The organism is Nonomuraea sp. NPDC050691, assembly GCF_040654455.1.
Taxonomy (GTDB): Bacteria; Actinomycetota; Actinomycetes; order Streptosporangiales; family Streptosporangiaceae; genus Nonomuraea.
Map to the genome: position 1 here is coordinate 1 of NZ_JBFAIA010000049.1, position 14090 is coordinate 14090.

Consider the following 14090-nt stretch of genomic DNA (forward strand, 5'->3'; position numbering starts at 1 on the left):
CAACCGGGCGCTGCTCGGCAAGTACCCGCCCGGGTCCACGTTCAAGGTCGTCACCGCCTCCGCACTGGTCGCGGACGGCGCGAAGCCCGACGCGCCGCGAGACCCGCCGCGCCCTGTCCCAGCCACCCTCCACGGTTACCAGTCATACCCGATGGACGTCGGCTGCCGGGCGATCACGGTTCACCGTTGGGTCTTCCGGCGCTATCGACATCTTTTGCCGAACATCGCTCACGGCCCGGACAGAAACCGGGTTCGCCTGGGGAGATCCGCGCAGTCGGCACCTTCAGGTCCGGTCATGGGTGAGAATGAGGTGTGAGCGAACAGCACCTTTCGGCGGAGGCGGTCCGATGAGCCGCACCCGGACCCGCGTCTCCGCCCCCGACCAGGCCTGCGCCGCCGCGGTCGACCTGGCGCGCGCCGCCGCGGAGGAGCTCGCGCGACCCGGCGAGCCCGGCGAGCACCTCGGCTTCGAGGCCGAGGGCGACCGGGTCGTCACTCACTACTTCGCCTGCCTCGACCGCGCCTACCGGGGCTGGCGCTGGGCGGTCACCGTCACCCGCGCCTCCCGCGCGAAGAAGGTCACGGTGAGCGAGGCCGTCCTGCTGCCCGGCGCGGGGGCCCTGCTCGCGCCCGAGTGGCTGCCGTGGAGCGAGCGGCTGCGCCCCGGCGACCTCGGCGTGGGCGACCTGCTGCCGACCTCGGACGACGACGACCGGCTGGAGCCGGGTTTCACCGAGACCGACGAAGACGTCGATCGCCAGATGGTTTTCGAGTACGGCCTGGGCCGGGCACGTGTGCTCTCGGCCATCGGCAAGGACCAAGCTGCCAGGCGCTGGCACTCGGGCGAGCACGGGCCGCACACTCCGATCGCACACGCCGCTCCCGCGCAGTGCTCCACCTGTGGCTTCTACTGGCTGCTCGCGGGTGGGCTCCGGCACATGTTCGGGGTCTGCGCGAATGAGTACGCCCCCGACGACGGCAAGGTGGTGGCCGCCGACCACGGGTGCGGGGCCCACTCCGAGGCGGCGGTCATGCCGCCGCCGGTCGAGCAGGCCACGCCGATCCTCGATGACCTCGGCTACGACCTGATCGAGGACGAGCAGGGCGTGAAGGAGCAGGACGAGGAGAAGGGGGCGGCGGACGAGCCGGCCTCTGAGGAGCCGGGCCACTCCTGAGCCGCCCCGGCGGCTCCGGTCCCGTGATCGTCCACGGGACCGGGAGTGTCGGTGAGGGCCGCTAACCTACGGTGGCCCCCTACTCCCAACCAGGATCGTGATCCATGACCGACACCTTCGGCACCGACCGGATGCGGGCCGCCGTGCTCGCCGCCTGGACGGCCTCGCCCGCCCGTTTCCGCGAGGATGCCAACGCCGAGGAGGACTTCGCCCTCGGCGGCTACCGCGACCGGCTGATCGTCGAGCTCGCCCAGAACGCCGCCGACGCGGCCCTGCGCGCCGGCGTGCCGGGAGTGCTCCGGCTGACCCTGCGCGACGGCGTGCTGACGGCCGCCAACACCGGCGCGCCGCTCGACGCGACCGGCGTGGAGAGCCTGTCCACGCTGCGGGTCTCCGGCAAGCGGGGCGAGACGGGCACCGCGGGCCGGTTCGGCGTCGGGTTCGCCGCGGTGGTGTCGGTGTGCGACGAGCCGTCCGTCGGCTCGCGGGAGACGGGCGCCGTCCGCTGGTCGCGGGCGGAGACGGCCGCGCTGGTGTCGCAGACGCCCGCGCTCGCCGACGAGCTGGTCTCCCGCGCCGGCCACGTGCCCCTGCTGCGTCTGCCGTTCGCCGCCGGGCCGCTGGAGGTGCCGGAGGGCTTCGACACGCTCGTCCGCCTCCCGCTGCGCGACGAGGCGGCGGTCACTGCCGTACGCCGCATGCTGGAGGAGACCAGCCCGGCGCTGCCGCTCGGCATGCCCGCCCTGACCGCGATCGAGATCGACGTCGACGGCGCGACCCGCACGGTGGCCGCCGACGGCTGGCACGTGGTGTCCGACGCGGGCGACTTCGGGCCCGAGCAGGTGGCCGAGCTGTTCGCCGACCGGCCGACCGAGGAGCGCGCCCGGCCGTACTGGTCGGTCCGCTGGGCCGTGCCCGTGGCGGCCCCCAGCGGGGCCGGGTCGGGGGGCGTCGGGGAGCCGAGGCCGCTGCCCGGCACGGTGCCGCCCGTGGTCCACGCGCCGACGCCCAGCGACGAGCCGCTCGACCTGCCGGCGCTGCTCATCGCCTCGTTCCCGATGGCCACCGACCGGCGCCACGTCGCCAAGGGGCCGCTGACCGACTTCCTGGTCGAGCGGGCCGCCGACGCCTACGTCCGGCTGCTCCAGGAGCTGCCGCGCACGCCCGCGCTGCTCGACCTCGTGCCCGCGCTCATGGGCAAGGGCGAGCTCGACGCCCGCATCCGCCGGGCCATCCTGCGCCGGCTGCCGGGCACGCCGCTGCTGCCCGCCCTGTCCGCGCCCGCGCCCGCCGTGCAGACGCCGTCGTTCGCGGACGCCGAGGTCTACGAGCCCGACGCCGAGTGGCAGGTCGAGCACCCGGCGCCGGAGCGCGAGGGCGACGGCTGGGTGGTCGCGGGCCGCGAGGCGGCCGTGGTGGCGGGCTCCGGCGAGCTGCTGGCGGCCGTCGCCGACTTCGTGCCCGGCCTGCTGCCGACCGGCTGGCCCGCCCGGCACCCGGCCATGGCCTCGCTCGGCGTGCGCCGGGTGGAGCTGGCCGAGGTCGTCGACCTGCTGTCGGGCGAGGCCGTGGAGGGGCGCGAGCCGTCGTGGTGGCGCTCGCTGTACGACGTGCTGCCCGCCGACGACCCCGAGTCGCTCGGGGCGCTGCCGGTGCCGCTGGCCGACGGCCGCCTGGTGCGCGGCCCGCGCGGCACCCTCATCCTCGACCTGGGCGGCTCGGGCGGAGGGAGCTCGGCCGGTGCCGCCGGTTCCGGCGGCGGGTCCGGATGGGGCGACCGCGGCTCGGGCGCTCCCGGCGGCTCGGCGGGAGCGGGGCTGGACCTGACGCCGCTGGGCCTGCGCATCGTCCACCCCGAGGCCGCCCACCCCGCGCTGCTGCGACTCGGGGCGGCCGAGGCCACGCCGCGCACGATCCTGGAGGACCCGCTCACCAGGGAGGCCGTCTCCCAGTCGCTCGACAGCCCCGATCCCGAGCCCGTGGCCCGAGCGGTGCTGTCGCTCGTCGAGGCCGCCGGCCTGGCTCCCGGCGAGGCGCCGTGGCTGGCGGAGCTGGCCCTGCCCGCCACCGACGGCGAGCTGTACCCCGCGGGCGAGCTCATGCTGGCCGACGGCGCGCTGGCCCGGCTCGTCGAGCCCGGCGGCCACCTCGGTGTGGCCGCGGCCGAGCTGGAGGAGACCTACGGCTCGCGCGTGCTGGCCGCCGCCGGGGTGCTCGACGGGTTCGCCGTGGTCCACGACTCCGACGTGCTGCTCGACCACGACGACTGCGACCACGACCTCGACGGCGAGGACGACTGGCTCGACCACGTCCTCGACCTGCTGCCCGACCTCGACGTGCCGCCGGTCGTGCCGGAGTTCGCGGCGGTGCGCGACCTGGAGCTGGTCGCCGACTGGCCGGCCGCGCTGGCGCTGGTGGCCAGGCCGCCGCTGCGGGCCGCGCTCCACCCGCTGCGCGTCGAGGGCGTCGAGGTGCCGTCCTACACGGCGTGGTGGCTGTCCAACCATCCCGTGCTGGACGGGCGGCGGCCGCGCGAGCTGCGGCTGCCCGGCGCCGACCCGCTGCTCCAGGGCCTGTACGCCGACGCGCCGGCCGGGCTCGACGAGGGCGCCCTGGCCATGCTCGGGGTACGCACCACGCTGCCCGAGCTGCTCGCCTCCCACGGCGGTCCGGAGGAGCTGCTCGACCTGATGGCCGACGCGTCCGTCGAGGTCGACCGGGCCCAGCTGCGGGCGCTGTGGATGGCCCTGGCGACGGTCGACCCGGCGCGGGTCGAGCCGCCCTCGCGGGTGCGGGCGGTGCTGCGCGGCGACATCGTGGTGGCCGCCGCCGACGACGCCGTGGTGGTGGAGGCGCCCGACCTGCTCCAGCTCGTCACGGACCGTCCCCTGGTGCTGGCCTCGTACGACATGGCCGAGGCGCTGTCGGAGCTGCTCGACCTGCCGCTGGCGGGCGAGCTGACCAGCGGGGAGGTCACCTCCGTGGGGGAGACCCGGCCGGTGCCGCCCGAGGTGCGCTCCCTGCTGCCGACGGCGCCCGAGACGTACGTGGAGCACGAGAAGCTGCTGGTCGACGGGGTGGCCTGCGCGTGGCGCTACTTCGAGGGCATGGTCCACTGCACCGGGGTCGAGGGGCTGGCGCGCGGGCTGGCCTGGGCGACGGGGCAGTGGAACGACCGGCTCGCGGTCGCCGCACTCCTGCGTGACCCGTCCGCCGTCCCCCTCCTGCTCGCCGAGGCCGACCTGTCCTGACATGTCCCGGCGCTCCGGCCCGCCCGGTCGGAGCGCCCCTGGTGGCCTCTCGGCCCAGCGCGTGCTCTGCCGTTCTTCGGTCCGGGCCTCGGCACGGCACGCGGCTCGCTGGGCGGGCCGGGAACCCCGCCGTGAGCCATCACGGCGGCCCGCCCCGCTCCGGCCTGGTGGTGGCGGGGCCCGGATCGACGGTGATCTCATATAACGTCCCGTCGTCGGATGAGACGACGAGAGCCGCAGCTCCAGGTCGTCGAGCGCCTCTCTGTCATGCGGGTCCGGGTTGAGCGGGATGAAGGCAACGGTCCTGCCGTCGGGGGAGACGGTCGAGGACCTGACTCCGTCGGCTCCCTGGCTTCGGACGCGGAATGCGCCGATGCCGCGGCCGTTCGTGACGTCCCAGGTCGCCATGTGACCGCGAGGGGGCGCCCATCGGGGCTGAACGTCCAGGACGTTCACCGTGCCGTACTGGGCAGTCACCCGGAGAACCCGGCGGGGAAGCCAGACGCTCAGCCGCCGCCACCTGCGACAGCGTGGTGACCGAATACCCACTGCCGGATGCACCGGACCTTCACGACGGCCCACCACCGATACGGGACTCCGTCCGCTGGACGACGAAGACGTTCGGACGCGCTCGTTGAGCACATCAACGGTGGACCCCGGCTCGCCGATCGCGGCGAGAAAGTAGCCATTCGCCGAGAAAAGCCTTGTTTGCCTGCCTGATGAGGGGTGCCGAACAATCCTGCCGTCACGATCCTGGTGTCACAGGCCTCGGCGGGCAAGCGGTCATGGGACCGCCTGCCGCCGAGAACCGCGGGGAGCCGGCACGCGCACGTATGACCCCGTCCCGGACTGCTCGCAGGCCGGGGATCCGCGCCTGCTGATGATCGCGACCCACCTCGTGATCCCCCTTCCATCGACCACCTGTGAAAGGACACCCATGCGCACGAGTTCCAAGACCGCCGCCGTGGTCGTGACCGCTCTGACCCTGCTGTCCCTGTCGCCCGCCGCGTCCGCGCGAGCCGCCGTCGCCTCTGCCGCGCCCGGCCTGGAGTACGTCAACGGCGCGACCGGCATGTGTCTGGCCGTGGGCCAGGGAGAGGTGAGGGCCGGCAAGCCGGTGATCCAGTGGCCCTGCATCGGGAGCAAGTCTCAGCGCTGGATCCACCGGTCCGACCACCGGCTCGTGAACGCCAAGACCGGGCTGTGCCTGGCCATCGGGCGCGGCGAGAAGAAGCAGGGGAAGGTCGCGATCCAGTGGCTGTGCACGGACGGCGGACCGGCGCAGCAGTGGGATTACGACGGTCGGCAGCGGGTTCGGAACAGGGCCACCGGCATGTGTCTCGCCATCGGGCAGGGCGAGGCGCGCGAGGGCAAGAAGGCGATCCAGTGGCCCTGCACGAGCTCCGCTTCGCAGGCATGGCGCCGGTGGTGAGCGATCCCGCGCAGCTACTCGTATGACAGCCTCGCAGCCCCTGGCGGACTACCTGGCGGAATGGTCGCTCCAGAGCGGGATCTCGGTGGAGGTATGGGCTCTGCCGAAACAGCCGCTTCCCGCCCTGATCGCCGAGATCGTCCATGGCACGATCCGTGACGTCCTGCAGGAGGTGGAACGGCAGCCCTCGGCCCGCACCGTGTCCATCGCCCTCACCGTGGCTGCCGGCAGGCTGCGCCTGACCGTCCGCGATGACGGCTCCGGGATGTCGGCGGAGGTGCTCGAGGCCCGTCTGCGCGGCCGGCGGGCTGAGGTCGCCGGACTGGGCGGCCGCCTCACCGTCAACGGCCTACGGGGAGAAGGCACCACGACAAGCGCCGTCTTTCCGTTGGGAAGGCGTCCGCGGATGCCGTCTTTCCTCGCCTGATTCACCAATCCGGCGAACCGACTACGAAAGGCGCACGTATGCATGCTGTCCCTGCTCGCCCGCCCGGGCGTGCCGTCACAGCGGTGGCGACCGTCCTCGTCCTGCTGGCCTCGTTGATGGCGGTGCTCTCGTCGGCCCGGCCGGCCAGAGCCGACGAGGCTGCGGACAACCAGTTCGTGGCCGTGCCCCCGGCCGTGCTCGCGGACACCCGCGACGGGACCGGTGGTGTCGGCTCCGCCAAGGTCCCGGGCAAGGGCCGGATCACCTTCCGGGTCGCCGGCCAGGCGGAGGTGCCGGCTTCCGGGGTGTCGGCGGTCGCCCTGAATCTCACCGTGGTGGGAGCGGAGCAGGCCGGCTGGCTGACCGTCCACCCGTCTGACGTCCCGGCCACCGTGTCGGCGCTGACCTTCTACCCGGGCGAGAACGTCACGGGCGAGGACTTCACCCGCCTCACCGGTACGGGCATGGTGTCCGTCGTCAACAACAGCGACAGCCCGGTGCACATCGTCGTCGCGGTCCGCGGCTACTTCCTCAGCGCCGCCGACACCCAGGCGGGCAACGAGTACTACCCGGTCGAAACCGAGTACCTCTACGACACCAGGCCCGGGCATGTCACGGGCTCCCCGGCCCGGGAGGCGATCCCCATCCCGGCCAACTCGTCGGTGACGATCGACGTCGCCGGACAGCGGAGCATTCCGGCCACCGGCGTCAACGCGGTCGCGCTGAACGTCGTGGCCTGGTCCCAGGGCCAGAAAGGCTGGCTGAGCCTCCACCCGTCCGATCAGCCGGCCGGCAACGTGGCGACAGTGGACTACGTCCCCGACGAGACCGACAGCAGCTTCACCGTGGCCCAACTGACCGGCAGCGGCAAACTGATCCTTGAGAACCGCGGCAGCGGCCCGGTCCACGCAGCCCTCACCCTCCGCGGTTATTTCGGGGGCACCGCGGAGGAGGGCGGCGCGGGGTACACCGCCGTCCCGTCCAAGGTCATCGTCGAGACCCTCACCGGCACCGGCGTGCCGGGCGGAAGCACCCAGGCCCTCGCCCCGGGCCAGTCCGTCACCTTCGACGTCACGCAGGGCATCGACCTGGGCGAGAAGATCATGGCTTCGGCGGCGCTCACCATCCAGGCTCGCCAGCCCACGGACAAGGGCTGGCTCACCGCCTACCCGGCCGAGGACGGCGACCCTGACATCTCCAGCGTCAACTACGACGCGGCGGAGAGCACCACCGGCTTCGACCTGGTCATCCCCGACTCCCAGGGACGTGTGACCGTCACCAACCGCGGCCCGGGCACCACCCACGTCCAGGTGTCGATGCGCGGCTACTTCACCGACCCCCCGATACCCGCCGAATACGACAACCCCCCGGAACTGCCCGTCACGGAAACCATGCCCGAAGAGGACGAGGCGGCCACCACGGGCGCACCAAGCCGCCACTTCGAGGCAAGGGCTCGACTGGGATTCGATCGACTCACGCTCCCCGGCGTCTTCGACGGCAGGGTCTGGTGGCATGGAAGAGCGCCCTATGAGCTCTACATCAACGCCGAGGTCACCGACAACCGGGCCGACGGGCGCTGCATCGGCGCGCTCGTCCGGATGGACGGCAAGGTCTACAGCAGCTGGAAGAATTGGGTGGCCTGCGGCAACCAGAAGAGTCGAACACTCAAGGGCTGGTTCCCGAGGACCGCCAGCCGGATCGACTTCAAGGCCTGCCAGGTCCACCCGAAGACCCGGCGCTACACCTGGTGCACCACCCAATGGAAATAAGAGTCCGGATCTCCCGGACAGGACCCGGTCGGGCCTCTGAGGCCGCGTCCGCGGGCCTCCGCCCGGAGGCCGGGCACGCGTAGATCGGCCGGTGAGCGCGGGGGCGCGCTCACCGGCCGATGCGAGAACCAGGAGGTCAGGCGGCGGGGCAGCTCGTGTCGCGGGCCGGGAGCTTGCCCGTCAGCAGGTACGTGTTGACGTGCTGCGCGACGCAGGCGCTGCCGCTGAGGTAGGCGCCGTGCCCCTCGCCCTCGTACGTGAGCAGCGAGCCCGTCTTGAGCCGAGCCGTCAGGCTCACCGCCCACCGGTACGGCGTGGCCGGGTCACCCTTGGCGCCCACCACCATGATGGGCGCCGAGCCCGTCGCGTCGATCCGCTTGGCCTCGTTGTCTCCCCGGACCGGCCAGTGGGCGCACGGCGCGACCGTGCCGTTCATGGCCAGGATCGGGAAGATCTTCTTGATCTTGCGGTTGACCGCGGCGGCCTGGGCGGAGGTGGGCCGCTCGGACGTGTCCGCGCAGGTGATCGCCTGCATGCTGGTGAGCGTGGTGGCGTACGTGCCGTCGGCGCGGCGTCCGGTGTAGGTGTCGGCCAGCGCGAGGAGCATGGTGCCGTCGCCCTTGACGGCGGCGGCGACCGCCTGCTCCAGCACCGGCCACGTGGCCTTGGCGTACAGCGGGGTGATGACGCCGAGCTGGCCCAGCGCGTGCGGGAGCGTGCGCTTGCCGACCTTGAGCGGCTTGTCCCGCAGGCCGTCCACGAACGTCTGGACGGTCTTCTTCACCTCGGCGGTGTCCTGGCCGAGGTCGCAGCCCTTGGCGACGCAGTCCTTGGCGAAGGCGTCGAAGGACTTCGCGAACCCGGTGGCCTGGATGACGGCCCGGTCCGCGAAGGTGCCCGTCGGGTCGTAGGCGGCGTCCAGGACGAGCCGGCCGGTGTTCTTGGGGAAGTGGGTGGCGTAGACGGCGCCGAGCTGCGTGCCGTACGAGAGGCCGAAGTAGTTGAGCTTGGCGTCGCCGAGCGCGGCGCGGATCCGGTCCATGTCCCGGGCGGCGTTGACCGTGCCGACGTACGGCAGCACCTTGCCCGAGTCCTTCTTGCACGCGGCCACGTACTTCTTGACCGCCTTGTCGCCGCCCGCCCCGTCGGTCGCTTCGAGGATGGCCTCGAGGTCGCCGCCGCAGCGGACGCCGGCGCTGCGCTCGACGCCGCGCGGGTCGAAGCTGACCAGGTCGTAGCGAGTGCCGAGGGCGGCGAACGCCCGGGCGGCCATGGCGAGCGTGTCGACGCCGGAGCCGCCGGGGCCGCCGAAGTTGAAGACGAGGGAGCCGAGCCGGTCGCCGGTGGCCTTGATCCGGATCAGCGCGAGGTCGATCCGCTTGCCGCCGGGCCTCGAGTAGTCGAGGGGCACGGCGAGCGTGCCGCACTGGAGGGCCGGGTCGGGGGCGGCGGGCTTGCCGTCGGGGCCCGTGAGGCCGGTGCAGGTCTTCCAGGCGATCGCGCCGCTTCCCTGCCCGGCTCCCGCGGTCGTCGCCGCCGCGGTCTTCGCGGTGGTCGTCGCGGTGGTCGAGCCGGCGGCCGCGGTCGGGCCGGCGCATCCGGCGAGGGCGGTCAGGCAGAGGGCGGAGACGAGGGCGGTCTTCTTCATGCCCATCAGCATGGTCTTGCCGATCTCGCCCAGGTAGTGCCGGGAAACAGCTCTTAGGGGTGACTTCGGGGACGACCGGGACATGACGAATGTCAGCCCGGGGAGCCGCTGATGTCAGCTCCGGGAGGCCCGCCGGTGGACGTACCAGAGGCCCATCAGGCCGAGGACGACGCCGGCGACGCACGTCCAGACCCACCACATGCGGGCCGGATCGGGACGCAGCACGAGCAGCACGACCAGCGCCAGCGCCCACAGGCCGGTGCCCACGGCGACGGTCACGGTGTCGTTGGTCTCGATCGGCTCAGGGTCGGGGTGCCACTCCTGCTTCACGGGTCCAGCCTAGCTTCCAATCCGGTCTCGATCCGATCACCAGCACTTTTACCGGAACGCCGCTGCTGTCACTCTTCGCCCGTGAGTGACAGAACTACCGCTATTGACAGATTCTTCGCAATCTCCGCACGAGGCTCGACGGTCTCCCGAGAGGTACGCGGCGGCCTGGCCACCTTCTTCACGATGGCCTACATCGTCGTGCTGAACCCGATCATCATCGCCAACGGCCAGGACGTCGAGAAGCAGTTCATCGGCGACGGGTCGGCGCCGAACGTGGCGCTCGTGGCCGCCGGGACGGCGTTCGTGGCCGGCGTCATGACGATCCTCATGGGCGTCGTGGGCCGCGTGCCGTTCGCCATGGCGGCCGGGCTCGGGCTGAACACCTTCGTCACCTTCAACATCGCCGGGGTGATGAGCTGGGAGGAGGCCATGGGCCTGGTCTTCCTCGAAGGTGTCATCATCGCCCTGCTCGTGCTGACCGGCTTCCGGGTGGCGGTCTTCAACGCGATCCCCGCCCAGCTCAAGACGGCCATCAGCGTGGGCATCGGCCTGTTCATCGCGTTGATCGGCTTCGTGGACGCGGGCTTCGTGCGCCGGGTCGCCGTGGGGCCGCCGCTGGAGATGGGGATCAGGGGCACGCTCACCTCGTGGCCGATCCTCGTGTTCGTCGTCGGCCTGCTCGCGACGGCCGCGCTGGTGGCCCGCAAGGTCAAGGGCGCGATCCTCATCGGCATCGTCGGCACGACCGTGCTGGCCGTGATCGTGGAGGCGCTGGCCAAGGCGGGGGCGGCGTCGGCGAAGAACCCGGGCGGCTGGCAGCTCAACGTGCCGGTCATGCCGAAGAAGATCTTCGACTTCCACAACCCGCTCACGCTCTTCACCGAGTTCGACCCGTTCGGCGCGTTCAGCCGCGTCTCGGTGCTGCTCGTCGCGTTGCTCGTCTTCACCCTGCTCATCACGGACTTCTTCGACACGATGGGCACGATGGTCGGCGTGGGCCGCCAGGCCGGCCTGGTCGGCGAGGACGGCGCGCTGCCCCGCACCCGCGAGATCCTGCTCGTCGACTCGCTCGGCGCGGTGGCGGGCGGCGCCGGTTCGGTGTCGTCCAACACCACCTACATCGAGTCGGCCGCGGGCGTCGGCGAGGGCGCCCGGACCGGCCTGGCCAGTGTCGTCACCGGCGCGCTGTTCCTGGTGGCGATCTTCTTCGCCCCGCTCGTCGAGGTCGTCCCCTACGAGGCCGCCACCCCCGCCCTGGTCGTGGTGGGCTTCCTCATGATGACGTCCATCCGCGAGATCGACTTCAGCGACTACGAGGTGGCCATCCCCGCCTTCCTCACGATCGTCGTCATGCCGTTCACGTACTCGATCTCGAACGGTGTCGGTGCCGGCTTCGTCAGCTACGTGCTGATCAAGGTCGTGCGGGGCAAGGTCAGGGAGATCCACCCCCTCATGTGGGTCGTGTCGGCCATGTTCCTGCTCTACTTCGCGCTCGGCCCGATCCGCGCGCTGCTGGGGGTCTGAGCACGTACCATTTGCCGAGCTGACCAGCCATGAGGCCGCCCCTCGCAAGGGGGGCGGCCTCGGTGTATCAAGGGGTGGGACAACTCGTGAGTTGGAGAAATATCTTGGTTTCCCCTATAGTTAGCAAAGGTAATGAGACGTGGTAACAAAAACCCAGCAGCAAGCAGATCTGCGCAGCGACGCGGGCTTGGCATCGGCCCTGCGCGTATCGCTCGCCCGACTGACCCGACGACTGCGCCGGCAGGCGGCGGCGCACACCCTGACGCCCACCCAGTTCGCGACCCTCGCCGCCGTGGAGCGACACTCTGGAATAACGCCCGGCGAGCTCGCCGAGCTGGAGAAGGTGCAGCCCCCCTCGATGACGCGCGTGATCGCCGCGCTAGAGGAACGCGGGCTGGTCTCGCGCACACCGCACCCGACCGACCGGCGCCAGGTGACCGTGACCGTGACCGAGGCCGCCCAGAAGCTGCTGAAGGAGGAGCGCCGCCGCAAGGAGGCGTGGCTGACGCAGCGGCTGAAGGAGCTGACACCCGAGGAGAGGTCGATCCTCAGGCAGGCGGCGCCGATCCTGGAGAAGCTCAGCAGGATATAGAGCCTGAACAACCTGGGACCGGGATGTTCCGGTCGCTCAGAAATCGCAACTACCGCATGTTCGTGGCCGGTGGCGCCGTCTCCAACGTCGGCGGCTGGCTGCAGCGCACGGCCCAGGACTGGCTGGTCCTGGAGCTCACCCACGGCAGCGCGGCGGCGCTGGGAACAGCGACCGCCCTGCAGTTCCTCCCCATGCTCTTCTTCGGCCTGTTCGGCGGCGTGCTGGCCGACCGCTACCCCAAGCGGCCCATCCTCATCGTCGCCCAGTCGCTGATGGCCCTGCTCGCGCTCACCATCGGCCTGCTCACGGTGACCGGCTCCGCCGAGGTCTGGCACGTGTACGTGATGGCGTTCACGCTCGGCGTGATCTCCTGTGTGGAGGTGCCGACCCGGCAGGCGTTCGTCGTCGAGATGGTCGGCCGGCGCGACCTGTCCAACGCGATCGCGCTCAACAGCTCCTCCTTCAACCTGGCCCGCGTGGTCGGCCCGGCCATCGCCGGTGTGCTGATCTTCGTGCTGGGCGGCACGGGCCCGCTGTTCCTCATCAACGCGCTGACCTTCGCCGGGGTGATCTCCAGCCTGGTCTTCATGCACAAGTCGGAGCTGCACCTGTCCGAGCCGGTGCCGAGAGCCAAGGGCCAGCTCCGCGAGGGGCTGCGGTACGTGATGGAGCGCGAGGAGCTCCTCATGCCGGTGCTGCTGATCGGGTTCGTGTCGATGTTCTCGCAGGCGTTCTCGATGTCGATCGCGCTCATGGCGCGCGAGGTCTTCGCCGCGGGGGCGTCCTCGTTCGGCCTGGCGTCCAGCATGTTCGCCGTCGGCGCGCTGGGCGGCGCGCTGCTCGCGGCCCGGCGGTCACGGCCGTCGCGCAAGGTGCTGATGGCGGGCGCGATCGGGTTCGGCCTGTTCCAGGTCGCCACCGGGCTCGCGCCGTTCTACCCGCTGTACCTGCTGCTGCTCGTCCCCGCGGGCGTCGCGCTCATCACGGTCAACACGGCCGCCAACGCCAGCGTCCAGCTCGCCTCCTCGCCCGAGATGCGCGGCCGGGTCATGGGCATCTACATGCTGGTGTTCACCGGCGGCGCGCCGGTCGGCGCCACGCTGGTCGGCTGGCTGTCCGACCTGGGCGGTCCCCGGGCCGGCGTGATGCTCTCCGGTGTGCTCGCGCTCGCGGGCACCGGCCTGGCGCTGCTGGTGACGAGGCTGATCGGGTCCCGGGTACGCCGCACGGTGCCGGCCACCGCCTGAGCGTCCCGGGAGTCGGCGCAGAACCGGCCCGGAGTCGGCGCGGAACCGGCTCGGCGTGGAACTCGGTGCAGAATCGGATGGCATGAGGCTCTTCGCGGCCGTGGTGCCGCCCGCCGAGGCGCTCGACGAGCTCGAACGCGCCATCGCGCCGCACGTCGGCGAGGTGCCCGGGCTGCGTTGGCCGGACCGTGCCACCTGGCACATCACGCTGGGCTTCTTCGGTGAGGTGCCCGAGGCGGTCGTGCCCGAGCTGGAGACGCGCCTCGCCCGCGCCGTACACCGCCATCACGCCCTGGACCTGGCCTTCACGGGGTTCGGGGCGTTCTCGTCCGTACGGCGGGCCCGGGTGTTCTGGGCCGCCGTCTCCGGCGACCCCATGCATCGGCTGGCCGACTCGGTCAGGGCCGGCGCCCGCCGGGCCGGGGCGGTGCAGGTGGACGACAAGCACTTCCACCCGCACCTCACGCTGGCCCGGTCGCGGGCGGAGACGGATCTCCGCCCGCTCGTCGAGGCGCTGTCGGGCTTCAGCGGGTCGCCGTGGCGGGCCGAGGCGGTCCGCCTGGTGCGCAGCCACACCGGGCCCCAGGTGAGGTACGAGTCACTGGGGGAGTGGGCGCTGGCACCCTCGCGGCCCGATTAGGCTCCAGAGCGTGGACCGTCCTCGCTCCTGGCTGCTGCCGACCGTACTCGGCCTC

Annotated in this window: 12 protein-coding genes; 10 read left to right on the plus strand and 2 right to left on the minus strand. The window is 72.0% G+C overall.

Features of this window, described 5'->3' with window-relative positions; all coding sequences use genetic code 11:
* From AB0H81_RS19700 to AB0H81_RS19725, 6 genes are all read left to right on the plus strand, one after another.
* On the plus strand, positions 1–316 hold a 316-nt coding region (locus AB0H81_RS19700), incomplete at its 5' end, for a hypothetical protein (protein ID WP_358376227.1).
* A gap of 31 nt (positions 317–347) precedes the next feature.
* Positions 348–1175, plus strand: coding sequence for a DUF3027 domain-containing protein (locus tag AB0H81_RS19705; RefSeq protein WP_358376228.1), 828 nt, complete (start codon positions 348–350; stop codon positions 1173–1175).
* A 104-nt stretch (positions 1176–1279) separates the two neighbouring features.
* Entirely contained in the window at positions 1280–4426 is a 3147-nt protein-coding gene (locus AB0H81_RS19710; protein WP_358376230.1) for a hypothetical protein, read from the plus strand.
* Positions 4427–5363: 937 nt separating this feature from the next.
* Positions 5364–5858 carry an RICIN domain-containing protein gene (locus tag AB0H81_RS19715; protein WP_358376232.1) on the plus strand — a complete coding sequence of 165 codons (495 nt, stop codon included), beginning with the start codon at positions 5364–5366 and terminating at the stop codon, positions 5856–5858.
* 22 nt (positions 5859–5880) lie between these two features.
* A complete protein-coding gene (locus AB0H81_RS19720; protein WP_358376234.1) occupies positions 5881–6285 on the plus strand; it encodes a hypothetical protein in 405 nt (134 codons plus the stop codon).
* 83 nt (positions 6286–6368) lie between these two features.
* A complete protein-coding gene (locus tag AB0H81_RS19725) occupies positions 6369–8054 on the plus strand; it encodes a hypothetical protein (RefSeq protein WP_358376236.1) in 1686 nt (561 codons plus the stop codon).
* 136 nt (positions 8055–8190) lie between these two features.
* On the opposite strand, the gene AB0H81_RS19730 is transcribed toward AB0H81_RS19725, so the two are convergent.
* Positions 8191–9702 (minus strand): alpha/beta hydrolase, encoded by a 1512-nt coding sequence (locus AB0H81_RS19730; protein ID WP_358376238.1) that lies wholly within the window; start codon positions 9700–9702, stop codon positions 8191–8193.
* Between the two features lie 114 nt (positions 9703–9816).
* Complete coding sequence (locus tag AB0H81_RS19735; protein WP_358376240.1) at positions 9817–10032, minus strand: DUF2530 domain-containing protein; 216 nt, start codon at positions 10030–10032, stop codon at positions 9817–9819.
* Between the two features lie 81 nt (positions 10033–10113).
* Between AB0H81_RS19735 and AB0H81_RS19740 the strand changes: the two genes are divergently transcribed.
* The 4 genes from AB0H81_RS19740 (at position 10114) to thpR (ending at position 14035) form a co-directional block, all read left to right on the plus strand.
* The gene (locus tag AB0H81_RS19740) at positions 10114–11556 is read left to right on the plus strand and encodes an NCS2 family permease (protein ID WP_358376242.1); all 1443 of its coding nucleotides are present in this window, start codon (positions 10114–10116) and stop codon (positions 11554–11556) included.
* Between the two features lie 139 nt (positions 11557–11695).
* On the plus strand, positions 11696–12148 hold the full coding sequence (locus AB0H81_RS19745; protein WP_358376244.1) for a MarR family transcriptional regulator: 453 nt from the start codon (positions 11696–11698) through the stop codon (positions 12146–12148).
* Positions 12149–12171: 23 nt separating this feature from the next.
* Complete coding sequence (locus AB0H81_RS19750; protein WP_358376246.1) at positions 12172–13395, plus strand: MFS transporter; 1224 nt, start codon at positions 12172–12174, stop codon at positions 13393–13395.
* Between the two features lie 82 nt (positions 13396–13477).
* Positions 13478–14035: an RNA 2',3'-cyclic phosphodiesterase gene (thpR, locus tag AB0H81_RS19755; RefSeq protein ID WP_358376248.1), complete on the plus strand. Its 558-nt coding sequence runs from the start codon at positions 13478–13480 to the stop codon at positions 14033–14035.
* Positions 14036–14090 lie beyond the last annotated feature (55 nt).